Source organism: Nitrincola tibetensis (genome assembly GCF_003284585.1).
In the GTDB taxonomy this organism is placed as follows: domain Bacteria; phylum Pseudomonadota; class Gammaproteobacteria; order Pseudomonadales; family Balneatricaceae; genus Nitrincola; species Nitrincola tibetensis.
This window is the reverse complement of sequence record NZ_QKRX01000001.1, coordinates 240129-260043: the sequence shown is the minus strand read 5'-3', so window position 1 is coordinate 260043 and position 19915 is coordinate 240129. Positions and strand designations below refer to the sequence as shown.

The 19915-nt window shown below is 44.8% G+C and carries 14 protein-coding genes; 9 read left to right on the top strand and 5 right to left on the bottom strand.

What is annotated here, in order from left to right:
• Positions 1–229: 229 nt before the first annotated feature.
• Entirely contained in the window at positions 230–2527 is a 2298-nt protein-coding gene (locus DN062_RS01255) for an EAL domain-containing protein (protein WP_162301227.1), read from the bottom strand.
• 81 nt (positions 2528–2608) lie between these two features.
• Between DN062_RS01255 and luxS the strand changes: the two genes are divergently transcribed.
• Positions 2609–3115, top strand: a complete 507-nt coding sequence (gene luxS / locus DN062_RS01250; RefSeq protein ID WP_112156792.1) for an S-ribosylhomocysteine lyase — start codon at positions 2609–2611, stop codon at positions 3113–3115.
• Positions 3116–3283: 168 nt separating this feature from the next.
• Here luxS and DN062_RS01245 read toward each other — a convergent pair whose 3' ends face one another.
• On the bottom strand, positions 3284–3763 hold the full coding sequence (locus DN062_RS01245) for a GNAT family N-acetyltransferase (protein ID WP_112156790.1): 480 nt from the start codon (positions 3761–3763) through the stop codon (positions 3284–3286).
• A 57-nt stretch (positions 3764–3820) separates the two neighbouring features.
• On the opposite strand from DN062_RS01245, the gene radD reads away from it, so the two are divergent.
• Positions 3821–5569, top strand: coding sequence for a DNA repair helicase RadD (gene radD, locus DN062_RS01240; protein ID WP_239995647.1), 1749 nt, complete (start codon positions 3821–3823; stop codon positions 5567–5569).
• A 141-nt stretch (positions 5570–5710) separates the two neighbouring features.
• On the top strand, positions 5711–7705 hold the full coding sequence (locus DN062_RS01235) for a putative bifunctional diguanylate cyclase/phosphodiesterase (RefSeq protein WP_112156788.1): 1995 nt from the start codon (positions 5711–5713) through the stop codon (positions 7703–7705).
• Positions 7706–7714: 9 nt separating this feature from the next.
• Here DN062_RS01235 and dauA read toward each other — a convergent pair whose 3' ends face one another.
• Positions 7715–9448 carry a C4-dicarboxylic acid transporter DauA gene (gene dauA, locus DN062_RS01230; protein WP_112156786.1) on the bottom strand — a complete coding sequence of 578 codons (1734 nt, stop codon included), beginning with the start codon at positions 9446–9448 and terminating at the stop codon, positions 7715–7717.
• A gap of 190 nt (positions 9449–9638) precedes the next feature.
• Here dauA and DN062_RS01225 point away from each other — a divergent pair, with 190 nt between their 5' ends.
• Genes DN062_RS01225 through DN062_RS01215 form a run of 3 tightly spaced genes read left to right on the top strand, consistent with a single transcriptional unit; the run spans position 9639 to position 13302 of the window.
• A complete protein-coding gene (locus DN062_RS01225) occupies positions 9639–9851 on the top strand; it encodes a DUF2788 domain-containing protein (protein WP_112156784.1) in 213 nt (70 codons plus the stop codon).
• A 46-nt stretch (positions 9852–9897) separates the two neighbouring features.
• Positions 9898–11856, top strand: a complete 1959-nt coding sequence (locus DN062_RS01220; RefSeq protein ID WP_112156782.1) for an SUMF1/EgtB/PvdO family nonheme iron enzyme — start codon at positions 9898–9900, stop codon at positions 11854–11856.
• A 24-nt stretch (positions 11857–11880) separates the two neighbouring features.
• Positions 11881–13302: a DUF4139 domain-containing protein gene (locus DN062_RS01215; protein ID WP_112156780.1), complete on the top strand. Its 1422-nt coding sequence runs from the start codon at positions 11881–11883 to the stop codon at positions 13300–13302.
• Positions 13303–13395: 93 nt separating this feature from the next.
• Here the strand turns inward: DN062_RS01215 and trpS are convergent, their stop codons facing one another.
• The gene (trpS, locus tag DN062_RS01210; RefSeq protein ID WP_112156778.1) at positions 13396–14676 is read right to left on the bottom strand and encodes a tryptophan--tRNA ligase; all 1281 of its coding nucleotides are present in this window, start codon (positions 14674–14676) and stop codon (positions 13396–13398) included.
• A gap of 195 nt (positions 14677–14871) precedes the next feature.
• Between trpS and DN062_RS01205 the strand changes: the two genes are divergently transcribed.
• Together DN062_RS01205 and yaaA are read left to right on the top strand one after the other, a co-directional pair.
• On the top strand, positions 14872–15105 hold the full coding sequence (locus tag DN062_RS01205) for a DUF2789 domain-containing protein (protein WP_112156776.1): 234 nt from the start codon (positions 14872–14874) through the stop codon (positions 15103–15105).
• A 29-nt stretch (positions 15106–15134) separates the two neighbouring features.
• Positions 15135–15905, top strand: a complete 771-nt coding sequence (yaaA, locus tag DN062_RS01200; RefSeq protein ID WP_112156774.1) for a peroxide stress protein YaaA — start codon at positions 15135–15137, stop codon at positions 15903–15905.
• A gap of 60 nt (positions 15906–15965) precedes the next feature.
• Here the strand turns inward: yaaA and DN062_RS01195 are convergent, their stop codons facing one another.
• Positions 15966–16835 (bottom strand): Tim44 domain-containing protein, encoded by an 870-nt coding sequence (locus tag DN062_RS01195; RefSeq protein WP_112156772.1) that lies wholly within the window; start codon positions 16833–16835, stop codon positions 15966–15968.
• Between the two features lie 218 nt (positions 16836–17053).
• Between DN062_RS01195 and DN062_RS01190 the strand changes: the two genes are divergently transcribed.
• Entirely contained in the window at positions 17054–19894 is a 2841-nt protein-coding gene (locus tag DN062_RS01190; RefSeq protein WP_112156770.1) for an insulinase family protein, read from the top strand.
• Positions 19895–19915: the final 21 nt, after the last annotated feature.

The following is a 19915-nucleotide window of genomic DNA, read 5'->3' as shown; positions in this document are numbered from 1 at the left end:
CCACAACTCTCCTTGGATCACACTTAAGTGGCCATAAAAGCTAAAGCTCAAAGACACTCACGCTTATTGTGCGTTCGATTGATCACCGAGTTCTGATTGAATACTAGGTATCTCTCTATGAATATTAGCTAAACATTAAGCAAGAATCTCTAACAATTTCCAAAACCTCTATTTTTTGGATGCTGACAACCACCACTGATACAGGTGGGCTAGGAGTCGACTTCTAAGCTCAAGTGCGCCATTTCTCGATCCAATAAGCAGCAGGCTCTGGTCTTCCGAAAAGATACCCTTGGTAGAGAATATCGGCTCTAGATTGTAAAAAGTCTGCTTGAGCTTGAGTTTCGACACCTTCTGCCACAACTTTTAAATTCATATGTTTAGCGACCGACAGAAGGGTTTCAACAAGCACCGCATCGCTGCGATTAAACGGAGCTTCTTGCACAAAAGTTTTATCAATTTTTAACTCATGAATCGGCAAGCGTTTCAGATACACCAGCGATGAGTACCCGGTTCCAAAATCATCGATAGAGAAACGAAAACCTCGCTCCACGAGAGCCTGCATGTTGACAACAACTGTGTCGAAATCTTTTATAAAGAGATTCTCTGTAATTTCAAGTACGACCCAATTAGGGTCAACACCTGTTTCGTTCACAATATGGTCAATCCATTCAACAAAGTTACTTTTCGTGAAGTGCTTAGGGCTAATATTAATGGAGAGGGGCAACCCACGCCCATTTGAATACTCTGACACCATGAGACGGCAAGATTCCTTGAATACCCACTTACCTAGATCAACAATCAAATCCGATTCTTCTGCGATTGGGATAAAAGCACCTGGATACAACAATCCTCGAGAAGGATGCTGCCAACGCACTAAAACCTCTGCCGCTTCAATTTGATGTTTGTAATTAAATTGCGGCTGTAAATACAAACATAACTCATTGTTCTGAATACCTGAGCGAAGTTCCTGCTCAGTTCTAAAACTACTTGAAGCGGCTTCCCCCATACTGGTTTCAAAGAAAGCCGTCTGATTTCCACCGCTGGATTTAGCACGATGCAAAGCCGTTTCTGCACGTCTAAAAACAGTCCCTGAAAGGGTGTCTTGGTCATCAGGAAAAGTGGTAATGCCAATACTCACGGTAATGGTAAACGCCTCTCCCTGCACATCGAAAGTTGCGCGCAGTGCTGCATGTATTTTTTCAGCGACCACAAGTGCATGTCGACTTGCACGACCCGCTTGTTGATTAATATCCGGAAGCATTACAGCAAACTCATCACCTGCTGTTCGCGCTATAGTATCGCCAACTCGAAGAAGATTAACCAACCGTAAACTAACGACTTTTAAAAGCTCATCACCAAAGCCTATGCCATGAGCATCATTAATCATCTTAAATCGATCGATGTTAATGAGCAGTAAAGCCTCTTGATGTTGCAAGCGAGCCGTCGACGTCAAGGCTTGCGACAAGCGCTCAAAGAGTAAACTACGATTGGCTAAGCCTGTCAGGCTATCAAAGAAAGCCAGCTGATAGATTTTCTCATCAGCCATTTTTTGCTCGGTAATATCACGCTTAATCGCTAAGTAATTGATCACAACACCTGCTTTATCTCTTACCGGAGCGATGGTTGCAAGTTCGGTATACTCAGTACCATTTTTGCGTTGATTAACAAACTCACCTCGCCAAATACGGCCATCAATAAGTGTTTCCCACATATCTTTATAGATATGTGTATCCGTTTTCCCCGAATGCAAAAAGCGCGGATTCTGTCCAACAGTTTCACGAAAGGTGTAGCCACTTTTCTCTTCAAAAGCCGAGTTAACGTATTCTATATTGCCCTTCAAGTCGGTAATCACAATGCTGTCTGGGCTCTGTTCTACCGCCATAGTCAATTTTTGCAATTGATTTTCAGCATCTTGTCGACGACGTATGCTCAAATACAAACCCAATATGACTAACGATTGAAAAAACAAAGCAAGCCAAATAATACTTTTTTGAACACTTTGGCTGGTTTCAAGTTGTTCAGTCCGCTCCTGCACTAAACGCTCGAGTGTTTCCTTATGATCGGTAAATACCCGCTCAGGGATGGATTTTTCCGTCACATCCAGCACAATCGACAGCAAGTATGTTTTACTCTCAAGGTCAACGGGCGAGGAGTAGACTTCAACCGCTCGAATGGATTGATCGGAAAGCCGATGATAAAAAACGAAATAATTGCGCTGCTCTGAAGCAGCACGCGCTATTTCTTGCCGAATGGCATCATCATCCAAAACATTCAAATCTTGAATTGTGTAGTTTTTTATAGTATCGAGTGAATAGCCATAGAAGTTTGAAGCAGATTGATTAGCATCCACAATTTGACCATTCTCAGGATCAATCAGAAGCATTGGCGCACTATGGCGATTCAAAACACTCGATGCGAAGTCAGCGCTCGCATGCAATTGACATGCATTAAAAGCAATCAACAGCACAACAGCAATAAAAGGATTACGCAAAAATCGAGATGTGATCTTCCAGAGATTAAAATGCATCGGGTTACCTAAAAATCTCGTATAGACTAAACTATAGGTACTTCTAAAGAGATCTGAATTTTTCAAAACAGGAACCATCCAATGCCGTTACTTGATAGCTTTCGCGTTGACCACACTCGTATGCATGCACCTGCTGTACGTGTCGCAAAAAACATGCAAACCCCTTCTGGCGATATAATTACGGTATTTGATTTGCGCTTCTGCATTCCGAACCGCGAAATGCTATCTGAAAGGGGCATACACACTTTAGAACACCTTTTTGCTGGCTTTATGCGCGATCATCTTAACAGTGATAACGTCGAAATTATCGATATTTCTCCAATGGGTTGCCGCACTGGCTTTTACATGAGTTTAATTGGCTCTCCTAGCGAACAACAAGTGGCTAATGCCTGGCTAGCTGCGATGCAAGACGTTATTAGCGTCGAGTCCAAGGAGGATATACCTGAACTGAACGAATACCAATGCGGCACCTATGAAATGCACTCATTAGAGGAAGCTCAACAAATCGCTCAAGACATCATTAAACGTGGAGTTTCAGTCAATCACAACAACGAGCTTTACCTAAGCGATGACTTTCTAAACTCTTAGCATTGTTAAGAATCGCGTTTCCATGGGCTGTGCTAAGTTACAATTCACTTACACAGCCTAAGTAAACGCATCATTACGCAAAACCAGAGAACCACACTCTAAGCTTGTTTAGACTTATGCTTTTCAGGTGATTAGATTACCAAAATACAGAAAAGACAGAAACAATTATTACAGCTTTTTGTGCCAGAACTGTGCAATTCCAAACTGATCATCTAAACGATAGGGTTCATAGCCAAACGCACGATACGCCCGCTGGGCAGCTTCATTTTTTTCCAAGACTTCAAGCGTTAATTTGCAACACCCCATCCCTCTTGCAAACTCATCAGAAGCTTCAAACAGCTTCCTTGAAACACCTTGTCCACGATACCCTTCTTTTACAATAACATCATGGATATTCAACAAGGGTTTCGCAGAAAATGTCGAAAAACCTTCAACCAAGTTAATTAAGCCTATGGGGTGCGAGGACTCAAGTGCTATGAACGTATGAAGATAACTACGCTTCTGCATTTCCTTGACCAAGTTCTCCTTAACGAAATCCGTTAGCGCCTCACCGCCACCCATTTCATCTTGTGCATAGTCGTCCATCAGTTCAACTATAAACCCTGCGTGTAAGGTATTATGATAATCCGCTTTAATAATATGCAGCATAGTATTCCTATGAATAAATTCAATTGAGCCCTTTCAGGCCAGGTTAGGAGCATTTTTGTGTTGGTTCAGAAAGTAACATTGCGAGACTATCAACAACGCGCCGTTGAGTCGACTTTAAAACATTTTCGCCAATCATCAAAATCTGCTGTCATAGTACTGCCCACGGGAGCGGGTAAAAGTCTAGTGATTGCCGAGCTCGCCCGTTTGGCAAAGCATCGTATTCTTGTTATCACTCATGTGAAGGAGCTCGTTGAACAAAACCATGCAAAGCTTTTAGCCTTAGGCATTCAAGCGGGTATTTTTTCCGCAGGCTTAGGTTCAAAAGATCATCAACAACAGATTGTTTTTGCCAGTGTGCAATCCTTAGCCAGAAACCTTGAGCATTTTAAGGATCATTTTTCGCTGGTGATTATTGATGAGTGCCACCGTGTCAGCCTTGACCCAGACAGTCAGTATCAAACGATAATCAACCATCTACGCGGCTTCAATCCGCAGCTAAAGCTCTTAGGACTGACGGCCACTCCTTACCGACTTGGGCAAGGCTGGATATATAAAGAGGACTATCGAGGCTTTTTTAGAGACACAGATTCAGCCATTTTTGATAAATGTATTTTTGAGCAACCACTGGCGTTGATGATTAAACGTGGCTACCTCACGCCACCGATAAAAATTGATGCGGCGATTGCAGGGTATGACTTCTCCTCACTAGAGCCTTCCTCCTCAGGTGAATACAACGAACGAGCTGCGAATCATTTGCTAAAAAGGTACCGTCGTGTCACCAAGAGCATCTGCGAAGAGATTCAAACGCTCAGTCAAAACCGCTTAGGTGTGATGATTTTTGCCGCCACGGTCAAGCACGCACAAGAAATCACGGGATACTTACCCTCTTCCACCACGGGTCTCATCACTGGCGAGACGGCGAGCGATGAACGGGATAAGATCATAGAATTATTTAAAGCACAGCAATTGACGTTTTTAGTGAATGTTTCTGTCTTAACGACAGGGTTTGATGCTCCCCATATCGATTTGATCGCCCTTTTACGCCCCACTCAATCTGTCAGCCTCTATCAACAAATGGTTGGGCGGGGATTACGTTTATTTCCCGGCAAGGAAAACTGCTTAGTAGTGGACTATGCTGGGAATGGATTTGACCTCTATCAACCGGAAGTTGGCACGCCTAAACCCGATAGCGATTCAGAGTTGGTCCAGGTTTTCTGTCCGAGCTGTGGATTTGCCAACACCTTCTGGGGCCACAAAGACACCACTGGCCAGGTGCTTGATCACTTTGGTCGGCGCTGCCAGGGCTTAATGGAAACGAATGACGGTGGATCGCATCAATGTGACTTTCGATTCAAATTTAAAGAATGTCCGCACTGCAATGCGGAGAATGATATTGCTGCAAGAACTTGCCATACTTGTCAGGGAACCTTGATAGATCCAGATGATCTTCTCAAGCGCGCTTTAAGTTTAAAAGATGCAAAGGTGCTGCGTTGTTCGGGAATCACTTTTACCGAACACAAAGGGGGACTGAAAATCACGTACCACGACGAGCATGGAGACACCCTAAGCGAAACACTGTATTTATCCAACCCTCAAGCACTGGAAGACTTTAATCAGCATTTTGTTAGACGCTCACTTAACCAAAAGCAATCAGCTTATATAGATCTATCTAATATAGTTAAATATCAACATCAATACCCAGCACCTGATTTTGTCATCGCACGTAAAATCAATCATATTTGGAAGATCAGCCAAAGAATTTTTGACTACCAAGGGCGCTATCGAAAGGCAAACCAGCTTTATTGAGCCATTATGAAAGGCCTCTCTAATGATGAAAGCACTGGCTCACTAACGTTAGTTTTTTTCTCGTTAATACAGATTTTCATTCAAAAATACGGTAGATTAAGGTTCTTTTGCCACTAATAATTCAAATAACAGCGCGTGTACATGTTAAATAAAACAAGCAATTTATTTTTAGCCATTTTAACCCTGCTACTCCTAACAGGGATTACACTTTGGGTGCCATCTCAACTGTCTGATCATCGTCAAGTGTCAGACTATCACTTTTTGATAAGCCGACTGTATCAAGACACAATAACGCTTGAAAAAAACATTACAGAGCAATTACTTAACGCTTACACACAGGATATTTCCTCCAAGCAGGAGCAAACTATCCAAGCCCCGATGTTACTTAAACCACGTGATTACTCTTCACTCATCTCCAACAATGATCCCAAGCTGATCACACTCTTAGAGAGTTTTTCGCATACGGCTCATCAAAAGCAATTAACAGCGGAGCATATAAAGCATTTAACGCAGCGTCTCATTCAAAGTCATCTCGGAATTGCAGACTACTTTGCCATGACCTATCAACTTGACACATTAAAAAAAGAGTTTTTCGCGTTAGACTTAACTCATTCACTCAATATTATTGACCAATATATTCTTGATCAACATCAAAAAATAATGAGGACCAACAAAGTATTTTATTTAAGTTTTTCAGGATTATTACTCTCCATATTCTCTGTTCTCTTTTTAACACAACGACGTCAACCAGCAACGCCCCCTTTGAATGCAACTGAAACTATTACTAACGAAGTAGTGAGCGACCACCTTGAGTCAGCTTTTAAGCATCAAGCCTACTACGATAGCCTAACTGAATTACCCAACCGGACTCTTTTGATGGATCGACTCGATGTTGCAATACGCACTGCTGAGCGGGACTGTCAAACAATTGCTGTCATGTTTATTGATCTTGATCGGTTCAAAAATGTGAACGATTCACTTGGCCACAGCACAGGCGATGAATTGCTAAGCATGGTCAGCAAACGCTTAAAAAACTGTGTAAGGGAAAGCGATACCATTGCTCGATTTGGCGGCGATGAGTTTGTTATGCTGTTGCATAACATCAGTTCTGAAAGTGATGCCGCCCATGTGGCCGATAAAGTGATTCATACCCTCTCAGCTCCTTTTCAGTTAAGTGGGCGCGAAATCGTGATTGGTGCCAGTATCGGTATTGCACTCTACCCAAATGATGATGACTCATCTGACAACTTATTGCGCGATGCCGACCTAGCCATGTATCGCGCCAAGCAATCTGGCCGCAACCAGTTCATGTTTTTTACTAAAAGTTTACAAGAGCATGCCGCTGAGTTGATGGAAACAGAGCAACACCTTAGAAATGCCTTGGAACTCAACCAACTCTCATTGCACTTCCAACCCTTGGTAAGATCTCGAACGGGGCGTGTCACGGGATTCGAAGCTCTATTACGCTGGCATCATCCAACGCTGGGTAACATTCCACCCGATAAGTTCATTCCCGTTGCTGAAGAGTCTGGTTTAATCGGTCCAATTGGTGAATGGGTTCTCGACACAGCCCTAATGAATGCGAAAAGCTGGCATAATCAAGGTCAAAAACTCTATATTTCAGTGAATCTTTCGCGTCGGCAACTTGATCTGGGAATGAATGAAAAGCGCTTAGGTGCGCTGCTGTCTAAACATCAATTCGATCCTAGTTATCTTGTGTTAGAAATTACCGAAAGTCTGTTACTCGACAACAGTGATACAACCATTATCCGTTTGGAGTCCATCAAAAACTTAGGTGTTCACCTTGCCATAGACGATTTTGGAACGGGCTATTCATCATTAAGCTATTTAAAACGTTTCCCTATTGATAGCCTCAAAATCGACAAAGAATTTGTCCGTGATCTCACGTCTGACTCAGATGACGTTGAACTCGTTACAGCCATCATTGCCATGGCACGCAGTTTAAAACTTCGCTTAATCGCGGAAGGCGTGGAAACAGAAGAGCAGAGAAGAATTCTATTACGACTTGGTTGCGAGTTTCTTCAAGGCTATTATTTCGCTAAACCCATGCCAGGACATGAGGTACAAAATTGGCTCATAAATTATGAACCTGAGTATTTGAGTGTCAATGCCTAAAAGAGCCCATCAAGGATGGGCTGTATTGTTCATGAGCACTAATGCCTCTTCCAGCGTCGGTGAAAACTGACACCCAGGCGCAGGCTTTATGCCAGCTCTTGCCATCGTCCTCAATGGCTGGAATTGCAAATCAGCCGTGATCACATGAACGTTGTGGGTATGACAAAACTCCACAAAACGCTCAAAACCATGCAAACCACCCGCATCTAACAGTGGAACCCCATCCATGTATAAGACAACACCCTGCTGATCGCGAACATAGGCTGCAAGTTCATCAAAGACACGCTCAGCGGCTGCGAAAAACAAGGGACCGGATACTTTTAAAACTTTCCAACCTTCCGGAACACCATTGGGTACATGCTTGCGCTGTTGCGTGATATCACTAAAGCGAGTCATACCGGCCAAATCCCGCATGAACAGCAAAGATGCCATCACGATACCCGCTGAAATAGCCAATACCATGTCAAACAACACGGTTAGCGACAAACAGGTTAACAAGACAAGAACATCGCCTTTTGGTGCGCGCTTAAGCAGTGCCACTACTTTAGGGGCTTCGCTCATATTCCACGCAACCATCACTAACAAGGCGGCCATGCTGGCCATGGGTAGCCAAGACAACATGGGGGCCAAAACCAACAACCCGGCCAGCACCACTAAAGCATGAATCATGCTTGAAATTGGCGACTTAGCGCCCGCTTTATAGTTCGTAGCCGAACGCGCAATTGCAGCCGTTGCTGTAATACCACCGAAGAAAGGGGCCGCTAAATTACCAATCCCTTGCCCCAGCAATTCACCATTGGCATGATGGCGACGCCCACTCATACCATCGAGAACAACCGCACACAATAGAGACTCAATCGCACCAAGCATCGCAATAGAAAAGGCGGCTGGGAGTAAAGCTCTTATCGTTGCCCAACTCCATTCTAACGGCTCCCCATTTGGGCCTGGACGCATCCATGGCCATTCAAATGAGGGCAAAAACGGTGGAATACCACTACCGATTTGCCCATCAGGCAATTCGTAACTAAAACGGCTGCCAATGGTGTCCACACTCCAACCCAATTGAATAAAAATGGCAGCCAGCAGCGCCCCAATAATAATGGCGGGCAAATGCCCTGGGATTGGAAGCTTTAATCTTGGCCAAACAATCAAAATACCTAAGGTTAAAGCCGCGACACAGGTATTTGCCAAATTTAATCCAGGCAAAGCGACTATCAAATCGATTAAGCGCTCAATAAATGCCTCGGAAGAGGCGTCCACTTCCAAGCCAAAAAAGTCTTTGAGCTGTAAAACGGCAATCACTATCGCGATCCCCGATGTAAACCCCAAGGTCACCGACTCAGGAATATACTCAATTAAACGCCCTAAACGAGCAACAGCCAACGCCACTAGAATCGCGCCTGCCATCAAGGTTGCCACCAAGAGGCCCGCCAAGCCAAATGTTTGGGTAACGGGGTAAAGAATCACCACGAATGCAGCTGTTGGCCCTGATATGCTGTAACGTGAGCCGCCACTGAGAGCAATCAAAAATCCTGCAATAATCGCTGTATATAGACCATATTCTGGAGAGACTCCACTGGCAATCGCTAATGCCATCGCCAATGGAATTGCAATAATACCGACCGTCACTCCCGCCACTAAGTCCCGAAAAAAATCATGACGAGAATAACCTTCTCTGAAAGTCTCACGAAGCGCACTTGCAAATCCTAATGAGTGCAGCCGCGCGCGTTTAGAATTGGGCATACCTTCGCCTTTAACGGATGTGGAAGTGAATGAAGTGCTATTCATGATAAACGCGAGTAACGCTTGTGTTCAATGCTAAGTACTAAGCCATTAGTCGAGCCATCGGCTCTAAAGCCCTAGTAAACAGGCCTGTTTAACCTCTAGATTAATGCGTAGAATAAACACTTTTTAACCCCTAGAGGAATCTTAAATGCGTCTCGCTGAAGTAGAAGCCATAGCATTGAATATTGGATTATTGGTATTTGCAGGGTTTATCTTTTTTATTATTTATGATTTAGCCAAAAAATCCAAAGCAGGAAAATTTGGGACATTAATTTTATTTTTTGCGCTTGGACTTGGATTGGCAGCATTCCTAATTAAGAACATTATTGTATTTATTATGGATAGCAATGGAGGCTTGTAGGCAACTTCAACACTATATTTATCTATAAAACTTGAGAGATCCTTAAATGACACAAGACCTTTTTCGCCCTGGCCTTATTATTGGCCCTGAACGACACAGGTTTAAGCTCGCCTCAGTGGTGGCAAACCTGCCCTATGGCGAGATATGGCAAGCAGAAGATCTGACGGCGGCAGGACATCCTAGTGTTTCCATCTTGATCCTAACACCGATGCTTACTCGACAAGAGGGCTTTATAGAGGCACTTCGTCAAGAATTAATACTCCTGCGTAAAGTGACACATAAGCACGCCCTCGCTCTTTATGGTTTATTTAGTTATCAGAATGCCTATTTCATCGCGTTTGAATATGTTGATGGCATGCGTCTTACCGATTTAATCAAAGATCAACAGCTCAAACATCTAACACCATCGCAAAAACAAGGGCTTGTAGTACAAACGGGAAAAGCCCTTGATGCCTACCACAGTAAAATGCACAGGCCCATTCAGACATTGGGGCCTGATTTAATTTTTCTTAACCGTAATCAGGGCGTCAAACTGCTACTGATTAACTGGAAAGTCTTAGCCAGCCCCTATCAGGATTTTCTTCCTGAAGTACCTTTATACTCACAGTATCAAGCAGCAGAAGGCTTTCAATCAACAGCCTCTCAAATTCAAAGCGATGTGTTTGCTTTGGCAGCCTTAACCTATGAGATTTATGCACAAAAGCCTTTGTTTAGGCTAGAAGATGATGAACGAGCTCGCTACCAAAGGGAACCGAAAGCTCCACCGGTTCTCAACGAAGTGCAGTGGAAATACTTGCAGGGGTCTTTAGTTCCGGAGCCTGAAGAACGCCATGCTGGAATCCTAACCCTGCTCTTTGATCTTTATGAAGTTTCTCAAACACCTGACTCCTCAGAATCAACGCCTGAAGCCATGCTAAATTCATTAGAAGAGGATGGTCAAGATATCAATGCAGATGAACCACTCCAACCTTTAATCATTGGCAAGAAAAAAACGCCTTCGTCCTTCGAAGTCAAGTCTTGGATGAAAGGACTGCTATTACTAACAATAGGAGGCGTGATCGGTTTTCTGTTAGGGCTATTTATCAATATATCGGATCTTAATCGTCTTGAAGATGAGGTTTCTCGTCTCAAGGAGCTGCAGTCTACCCAAGCCTTTGCTCAACCGAACACTGAAGATTCCAGTCAACCTGAGGCGATTGAGCAAGAACCACCCTCATTCGATGTCGAAATTGAGCAGCCATCCGATTCACCTTCTATACAGTTTCCAGAGGGTATCTTGCAAGATCAAGTGAGTGATACAGACATGGGACCGGAAATGATCCGCATAAGAAAAGGAATTTTTTTAATGGGTGATTTGACCAGTATCGGCGACGATAACGAGCGCCCTGTTCGTGAAGTGTCCATCATGCAAGACTTTGCGCTGTCTCGTTATGAGGTGACCTTTGCCGAGTATGATCTATTTGCAAATGCCACGGGACGCCCTCTTCCCGATGATGAGGGCTGGGGCCGTGGAACGCGCCCAGTGATTAACGTCAGCTGGCTTGACGCGAAAGCTTATACACAATGGCTAAGTGAAGTAACCGGAAAAACCTACCGCCTTCCTAGTGAAGCGGAATGGGAGTACTCAGCTAGAGCAGGCAGCAGCACCGACTTTTGGTGGGGGAACCAAATGCTGCCGGGTATGTCAGTGTGTGATGGCTGCGGGTCTGAATGGGACGCCCAACAAACGGCTCCTGTAGGGCAACTGCAAGCGAATCCTTGGGGACTATACGATATGAACGGTAACGTTGAAGAATGGGTAGAGGACTGCTATAGCGATTCCTATGCGATTGCACCCAATGATGGACGTGCCCTCACTCAGCCGAACTGTCACTATCGAGTATTACGAGGAGGGTCCTGGTTTGATATTGATCGGGTGACACGTTCATCCAGCCGTTATCGACACCCAGCTGACACTCATGACTCAACGCGTGGATTCCGTGTCGCGCTTGAACTCACGCCCTAATGTTTAATTATTCAGGACAGAAGCATGAACGCAACTTTATCTCGTTTAGCTGTTTTATCGCTACTCTGCGCACCCTTTGCGACCCTAGCTCAAGCTCAGCTATCGCTGAACAGTGATCCCGAAAAAATCACTCTAACTCTTTACCACCAAGACTTGGCACACATTCAAGACCAACGTGCAATCCCAGCACTGGATGCAAATCAGTCGGTGTATATAGAAGGAGTCAGTCCAAAACTTTTGACTGAAACACTTCGAATTCAAGGTGCTGGACAAGTGCTTGAGCAAAGCTTAATACCCGCTCAACTCAACTACGACCGTCTGCTTGAAACCCACGTTGGTAAACCTGTGACGCTAGCTTACCGCAACCCAATGAGTGGCGACGAGACTCTGAGCCGCGTCACACTCTTAAGTTTAGATGGATTGCGCGCACTGATTCGACAAGAAAGCGGTCGAGTTGAACCAATTGACCTACACAACGGCGCTTGGCGTTTCTTATTTGAAGAGGTTCCTACTCAGCTGAATGCACAACCCGTACTGGGTTTTCGAACCCAGGGAACAGAAGTGCCGGGCTTGCTAACCCTAAGCTACCTGAGCCACGGTCTCGGCTGGTCGATGGACTACAGAATCAATCTTGCACAAAATGGTCGCTCGCTTTCGCTGGAAGGACTGGCAAGTCTTCATAACTTATCCGGTACCGACTTTAACAATGCCTCTTTACGCTTAATGGCGGGCGATGTGAAGCAAGGTGATCCAGAGCCTCATCGCATCATGCGCGCCATGGCAATGGCGGACAGCTATGAATCTGCAGCGCCTGTGCAACCAAGTAGCTTACAGGGATACTATATTTATCGTTGGCCTTCTGAAATCACGTTAAAAAATCAGGAACACAAACTGATTCCGCTCATTTCAGCGCAGGATCTGCCTGCTGTGTTAAGTTACCAACATAGCTTTCCGATCATTCCTGTCTTGGACAACCAGCGCTACGATGCGCAGCCCAACATTCAACTGAGATTCAACCTTCCGAATATTATGGACACCAGCAGCCCAGCACCAGCTGGCAACATTCGAGTGTTTAGACCCGATACTGAAGGGGAAATGCAGTTTATTGGAGCGGGTTCAATTGGAAACTTAGGCAGTGGCGAGGAAGCAAGTGTAACCCTTGGTCAAGCCATGGACCTTAGCATACAACGCAGACAAGTCATGTTTACTGATAATGAAGATAGCCTTCTTATTCAGTATGAAGTCACCGCCAGCAACAGTGCACGAGAAAGTCGTCAGGTCGATCTGTCCGCTCAATTCCAACAAGCCTGGTCGCTAACTGAGAGCACCCATGTCATGCAAGAAGACAACGCTGGAAAACTCAGCTGGACAATGAATTTACCCGCGATGGGGGCAGAAACCATTCGGTTTACAGTTGAGTTGAAAAAGCGTATGCCTCGTAACTAACGAAAAACCATCAATATCCCGTGCTTGCACGGGATATTTGCAGAATACACAGTTATAGCCAAAGGCATAAGGGTCTTTTATAAGATACTTAAATTAAACCAGCCATTGAGTCAGTTCATCGCGCAAGACATCAAGCTCATTTTGTGCTTTCTGGCGTGCTTTCTTTTTAAGCCCCTCGACTTCTATTTCCTTTTGCTGAATTAACTCTACTGCCGCTTGGCGAGGGTTCTCTGCAGCCTTCACCCCATCAATCAAAGGCTGCACTTGCATTAAAACCGCGCGCTTTCGCCCAGCCTCTGCCCGCTCAAGCGCCTCTTCTGACACCTCTTTTTTAACAGGCATTTTTTCACGCGCAGGCGCCACATAGGTTAATGGACGTATCCCTACCGCAATTCGCATCCGATCCAGCAGAGGCGCGGCAAACTCACGAGCTTTGATCGCCCCCTTTTGCAGCTCACTTTCCACAAATGCCATATCTTGCATCAGTTCAATGTAGCGCTGACGAGGAGCGGTCAAATGCTGATCGATGTATTCGAACAACTCTCTTTTAGCATCGCCCCAGGCAATCCCATTGATGAATTTTTCACGCATGGCATGAGCATCGGATGGCGTCGCGAAACAGTTATACAGCTGAAACAAGGTGCTTGTATCAGGATCTTTTGGCTCACCTGGGCCTTTCGAATCGGTTTTGATCTGCTTAATCAAACTGTAAAGTGTATCGCTGTCCGAGAACAAGGGAATAGTATTGTCGTAACTCTTCGACATTTTCCGTCCGTCTAATCCCGGTATAAGCTGCGTTTGCTCATCTACTTTGGCTTCGGGTAGATTCAACAAGGGCTCATAATGATGATTAATGCGAGCGGCGATATCCCGGGCCATCTCAATGTGCTGAATTTGGTCTTTTCCAACCGGGATAATGTCTGCATTGAACATTAAAATATCGGCAGCCATTAATATAGGGTAACTAAACAACCCCATCGTAACGCCATCATCAAGATCTTCATTACCTGCGTCTCGGTTGGCATCGACCGACGCTTTATAGGCGTGCGCTCGGTTCATCAACCCCTTAGACGTCATGCAGGTTAATATCCATGCCAACTCGGGTATCTCATGAATATCAGTTTGCCGATAAAACGTGGCTTTATCGGTATCTAAACCTAACGCCAGCCAGGTTGCCGCGATTGCACGCGTGGACTGCGCAACCCGCTCAGGGTCGTGGCACTTAATCAGTGCATGGTAATCCGCCAAGAAGAAAAAGCTGTTGAAGGCTGGATCTTCACTGGCTTGAATTGCGGGTGAAATGGCGCCAAGATAATTCCCTATATGAGGAATACCGGTCGTGGTAATACCGGTCAATACCGTTTTTTTACTCATCTGATACTCATTCAGGTTGGATTTGCGAACGATGGACTATACTACATTCGAACCGCATTCAGTAAGTTTTCACCGACTAGGCTCTAGTTATTCATGCTAACGCCTTTTGCGGTGATCAACAAATCTGATATTTTGACAAACCACTGATTTTCTTTAACACTCAATGTACGCAAACACAACGTTCTGGAGCTTACGATGGATACGTCAAAACATACGATGAAAGCCTTGTTCCAACAACTAGGATTGCCAGCCAGTGACACCGAGATACAGACCTTCGTTCGAAATCACAAATTATTTAGTGCGAGTGTTAAACTAGAAGAAGCAACCTTTTGGACGGAAGCCCAAGCAAGCTTTCTGAAAGATGCCATCACAGACGATTCTGATTGGGCTGAAATTGTCGACGAACTCAATAACCTGCTCAGGGGATAACCCCTCACATCAGCGAGTAATAACTGTTTATGTTGATTTTGATATCACCTGCTAAAACTCTGGATTACGAATCGCCCCTTGTAACCCAAAAGTCTTCTCAACCCTTATTCGTAGAGTCGGCTCAATCGTTAATTGAACACATGCGCGCATACTCTGTTCAAGACATCGCAAGACTGATGTCACTCAGTGACAAGCTTGCAAGTTTAAATGTCGCTCGCTATGAAAGTTGGCACCCTCTGCATGACACCCATAATGCACGCCCTGCGCTACTGGCGTTCAAAGGGGATGTTTACACAGGTTTAGATGCAGCTAGCTTCAGCGAGGAGGAGTTTGATTATGCACAATCACACCTACGAATTCTGTCAGGACTCTATGGTGTGTTACGGCCGTTGGATCTACTGCAACCCTATCGGCTTGAAATGGGCACCAAGTTCACGAAAGGTGACTATAAAAACCTATATGCATTTTGGGGAGAACGCCTTACTCACTACCTGAACCAAGAACTCTTAGCACACCCTGCCCCGATCACACTCAACCTTGCGTCCAATGAATACTTTAAATCCGTGCAAGCGAAGCAGTTAAAGGGCCAACTTATTTCACCTGAGTTTAAAGATCTCAAAAATGGACAGTATAAGATTATTAGTTTTTACGCGAAAAAAGCGAGAGGTTTGATGGCAAGATTTGTCATTCAAAATAAAATAGAAGAGCCTTCTCAGCTAAAAGCATTTGATCTTGAAGGCTATTATTTTTCAGAAAAAGAGTCGACTGACGCAAAGCCTGTATTTTTAAGAGATCACTAATAACAAAATAACCACGAAGTCATCAGACTCCGTGGTTATTCGATTAAAGCAATTGCCACATTAAGACTGTTGGATACCCACTATCAACCAATCGCTCGGCTGGTCGCCTAACTGGCGGTTCAAATGCCAGACTTCGCTAAACTCTGTCGCATCGCTATCCTGCGTTTCGCGTAGCCACCCGTAAAAGTGAACACTCGCTACAACATGGTCATCTTCTTGGATGAAGTTAACCAATTCAGCCATAACCGACACCACCTCGGTGAACTGTTCAGCATTTTCGGCTGGTTGAGATTGCAGCCAAGCCAACATTTCAGGGCTAGTATAGGATGAAATCTCCTCCCAGTTTTTTTCATCCCAAGCTCGTTGCAAGTGTTTAAAGTGTCCCGTAGCGCCAGACAAAAATGCTGTTTTATCAAACCAGTCAGGTAAGCTCAATTCTGCATCGGTAAAGCTGGAGTTCAAGTTCGTCACCAGTGGTTCAGGCTTACTGACGGGTACTACTGGCTCGAATTGACGAGGCACTTCAGTGCGCACCTGTGCTGACCCTGCATAAGCAGGCTGCTGCTGTCGGGCCTGACCTCTAAACATGCCAAACAACTTCCAAGCGGCAAAACCAAGTAAAGCAATTAACAAAATATCCATGAACTGAATACCATCAAAAGCCCCACCCATGAAGAGTGCAGCTAAAAGCCCACCTGCAAGTAAGCCCCCTAGCATCCCCCCCATACCAGCACGACCAGCCGTTTGCGCAGCACCTGTTTGTTGATTTTGATCTTGACGCTGTTGCGCAGGAGCTGGCGCTTGACGTTGTGGCGTAGAGTAAGATTTACCTCCACTAAGCCCCCCACCAAAGCGTTTAGCTTCGGCCTCCATAGGTATGAAAAATAACCCTAATAATAAGGTCAACAAAGGTAATGACAGTTTACTCATGAACGCTCCTATCGTGTGATTTTTTAAAAAAAATTATTTTTACATGTTAGAATAGTCAATCACTAAATATAGGCGGTCTTGCCGCGAATTGATAGCATACCCTTCCATTTAGTCCCGAGAACTCAATCGATCACACGCACATTTTTGGACAGGAACTTCCCTGCATTGGCCGAGTCAGATTAAGTCAATGAAAGCAGTTCGGTTCTAACAGGTACATTATGTTATACAAATCACGGATAGCTCCCTTTTTAGTTTGTACACTACTCATTTTCTCTCTAACACCTGCATTGGCGAATGACATCATCAAAAGTTCGTATGATTCTCGCGCCTATGAACAGTTTGAACTTCCTAACCGCCTAAAAGTTCTGTTGATTTCAGATCCTGAGGCCGAAAAAGCGGCTGCGTCCATGGACGTTCTCGTCGGTTCAAATGCCAATCCCATCGAAAGGCCCGGTCTTGCACATTTTTTAGAGCATATGCTTTTTCTGGGAACAGCGACCTATCCAGAAGCTGACAGCTATCAAGCATTTATTAGCTCTAATGGTGGTTCACACAATGCCTTCACAGCCTATGAAAACACCAACTATTTTTTCGATATTAATCCAAACGCACTTCCTGAAGCACTCGACCGCTTCTCTCGCTTTTTTATAGATCCTCTTTTTAGCACTGAGTATGTTGATCGAGAGCGGCACGCGGTAGAGTCTGAGTTCCAATCACGCCGCCGTGATGACCGCCGCCGTGAACATGAAGTGACCAAACAGATCATGAACCCTGAGCATGCTTGGAGCCGATTTGCGGTAGGCGATTTACACTCTCTCTCTGATCGAGAAGGGAGCAATATTCAAGACGAGCTGATTGATTTTTATAACCAGTATTACTCTGCAAACCTCATGAGCTTAGTGGTGATTGGCCCTCAATCGATTCCAGAACTCAAGGAGCTTGTCACCGAGCGGTTCACTGAGATTCGTGATTTTGATGCATCTGCCTATATTGATACAGCGCCACTATTCGTAGAAAACAGCTTACCCAAAAAGCTTGAAATCCAAACCCTGCGTCAAATGCGTCAACTCTCATTAAGCTTTCCTGTGCCCTCATTACGCGACCATTGGCGAGACAAGCCGCTTTACTACATTGCCAGCCTGTTAGGATATGAAGGTGAAGGCAGTCTCTTGTCGTATCTGAAATCAAAAAACCTCGCCACCGAGCTTGGCGCTTTTACGGCCATAGATTTAGATAATGAAGGGCTCTTTCAGGTTTCAATTGCTTTAACAGAAGATGGCATGAAGGATTACGATCAAGTAGTCACCCATTTTTTTGAATTCGTGAACGCGATTGCCGAGAAGGGCATTGATGAGTCCTTATATGCCGAAGAGCGCAACATGGCGGAATTGCAGTTTCTTTTTGCCGATCGTCGCCAACCCATTCACGACGTCATGATCATGGCGCAAATGCAACAGCGCTACCCAACGGAAGAAATACTGCGAGCTAACTTTTTATTAGAAACCTTTGATGAGAATACCCTCAAAGAATTTCTAAGTTTTCTAAACCCTGACAATATGCTGTTAACGCTCATGGCCCAAGAGCTGAAAACCGATCAATCGGAACGTCGTTATAACGCGCCTTTTAAAGTGTCTGACATTTTGAACTCTCATCTGGAATCTTGGCATTCAGCAACAATAAACGATCAATTGTTTGTTAGATCACTCAACCCTTTTATTCCAGAAAATCTATCCTTGGTTGATCGAGAAGACAGCCCAGAAATTCCTATGCAATTGCTCAGCTCACCGGGCATAAGCCTTTGGCATCAACAAGACCAAACGTTTGAACGTCCACGTGCGGATTTTTTTGTTGCCCTCATGACGCATCAAGCCATGGCCAGTGCCAACAATGCCGTGATGATTGATCTTTACACACGCATGGTCAATGACCAACTCAATGAAGTGCTTTATGACGCCTCATTGGCTGGGCTGTCTTTATCTGTCTACCCTCATATGCGTGGCTTATCTCTGCAGCTCTCAGGCTACAATGACAAGCAAATGGCATTATTGGCTAAAGTACTCCCGCTTCTGCGTCATCCAGAAATGGACAGCAGGCGTTTTATGCAAGTGAAACAGCAGCTTCAAGAGCGGCTTATTAACCTTCAGCAAGAAACGCCTTATCAGTTGTCCTTGCAACATTTGTTCACTTCTTTAATGTCGAGATGGAGCACAGATGACAAGCTTGAAGCGCTAGAGCTCCTTTCACTTGAAGAGTTAGAGCACTTTATCAGTGAGCTATATACTGAATTAGACGTTCGTATGCTTGCGCATGGCAACCTTAAAGCCGAAACAAGCTTAGCAATGGCTGATTTGGTTAAAGAAGCTCTATTAACCGAGACTCGTGCGATTCCAGCCATTCAAGTCCCCGTTGTAAAGTTGCCCGCATCTGAAGAGTTAAGAGCAACCCTTAAACTAAACCATCATGATGCGGTGCTAACGCAGTTTCTTCAAGGTAAAGACAACTCTTCGCACAGTCGAGCCGCCGTTGCCTTATTAAACGAAATCATTTCAACTCCCTTCTACTCAGAAATGCGAACCGAAAAACAGTTCGGCTATATCGTCTTTTCGAATTATGTGCCAATGGGAGATGTCCCAGGCTTAGCCTTGATCGTTCAGTCCAGCGTTGCGGACCCAATTACACTGGAATCCCATTTCAGTGAGTTTTTAGATCGCATGCAAGATGAGTTGGCGACAATGGAGCTCGAGGATATTCAGCGCTACCAAACCAGTTTGGTCTCGCGTTTACTGCAACCAGACACCTCCATGAGCGCTCGTTCACAACGCTACTGGCGTGAGCTGGACCGAGACGGCTCATTCAGCAGTCATCAGCAAGTGGCTGAATCTGTTCAGAAAATTCAAAAGGAAGAGCTTGAGCAAACCCTATCGGAGTTGCGTCAACGCCAATTCTTCTTGCGTAGCTTTGGTAAATTCGAGACAGATCCTGAAGCCTTAGCTTCAGACAATGCAGATTCAAATATTCAATCACTAAGGGAGCAACGTGCCTTCTTTCAGTTAGATTAACGGCTCATTTTCTTTAACGCC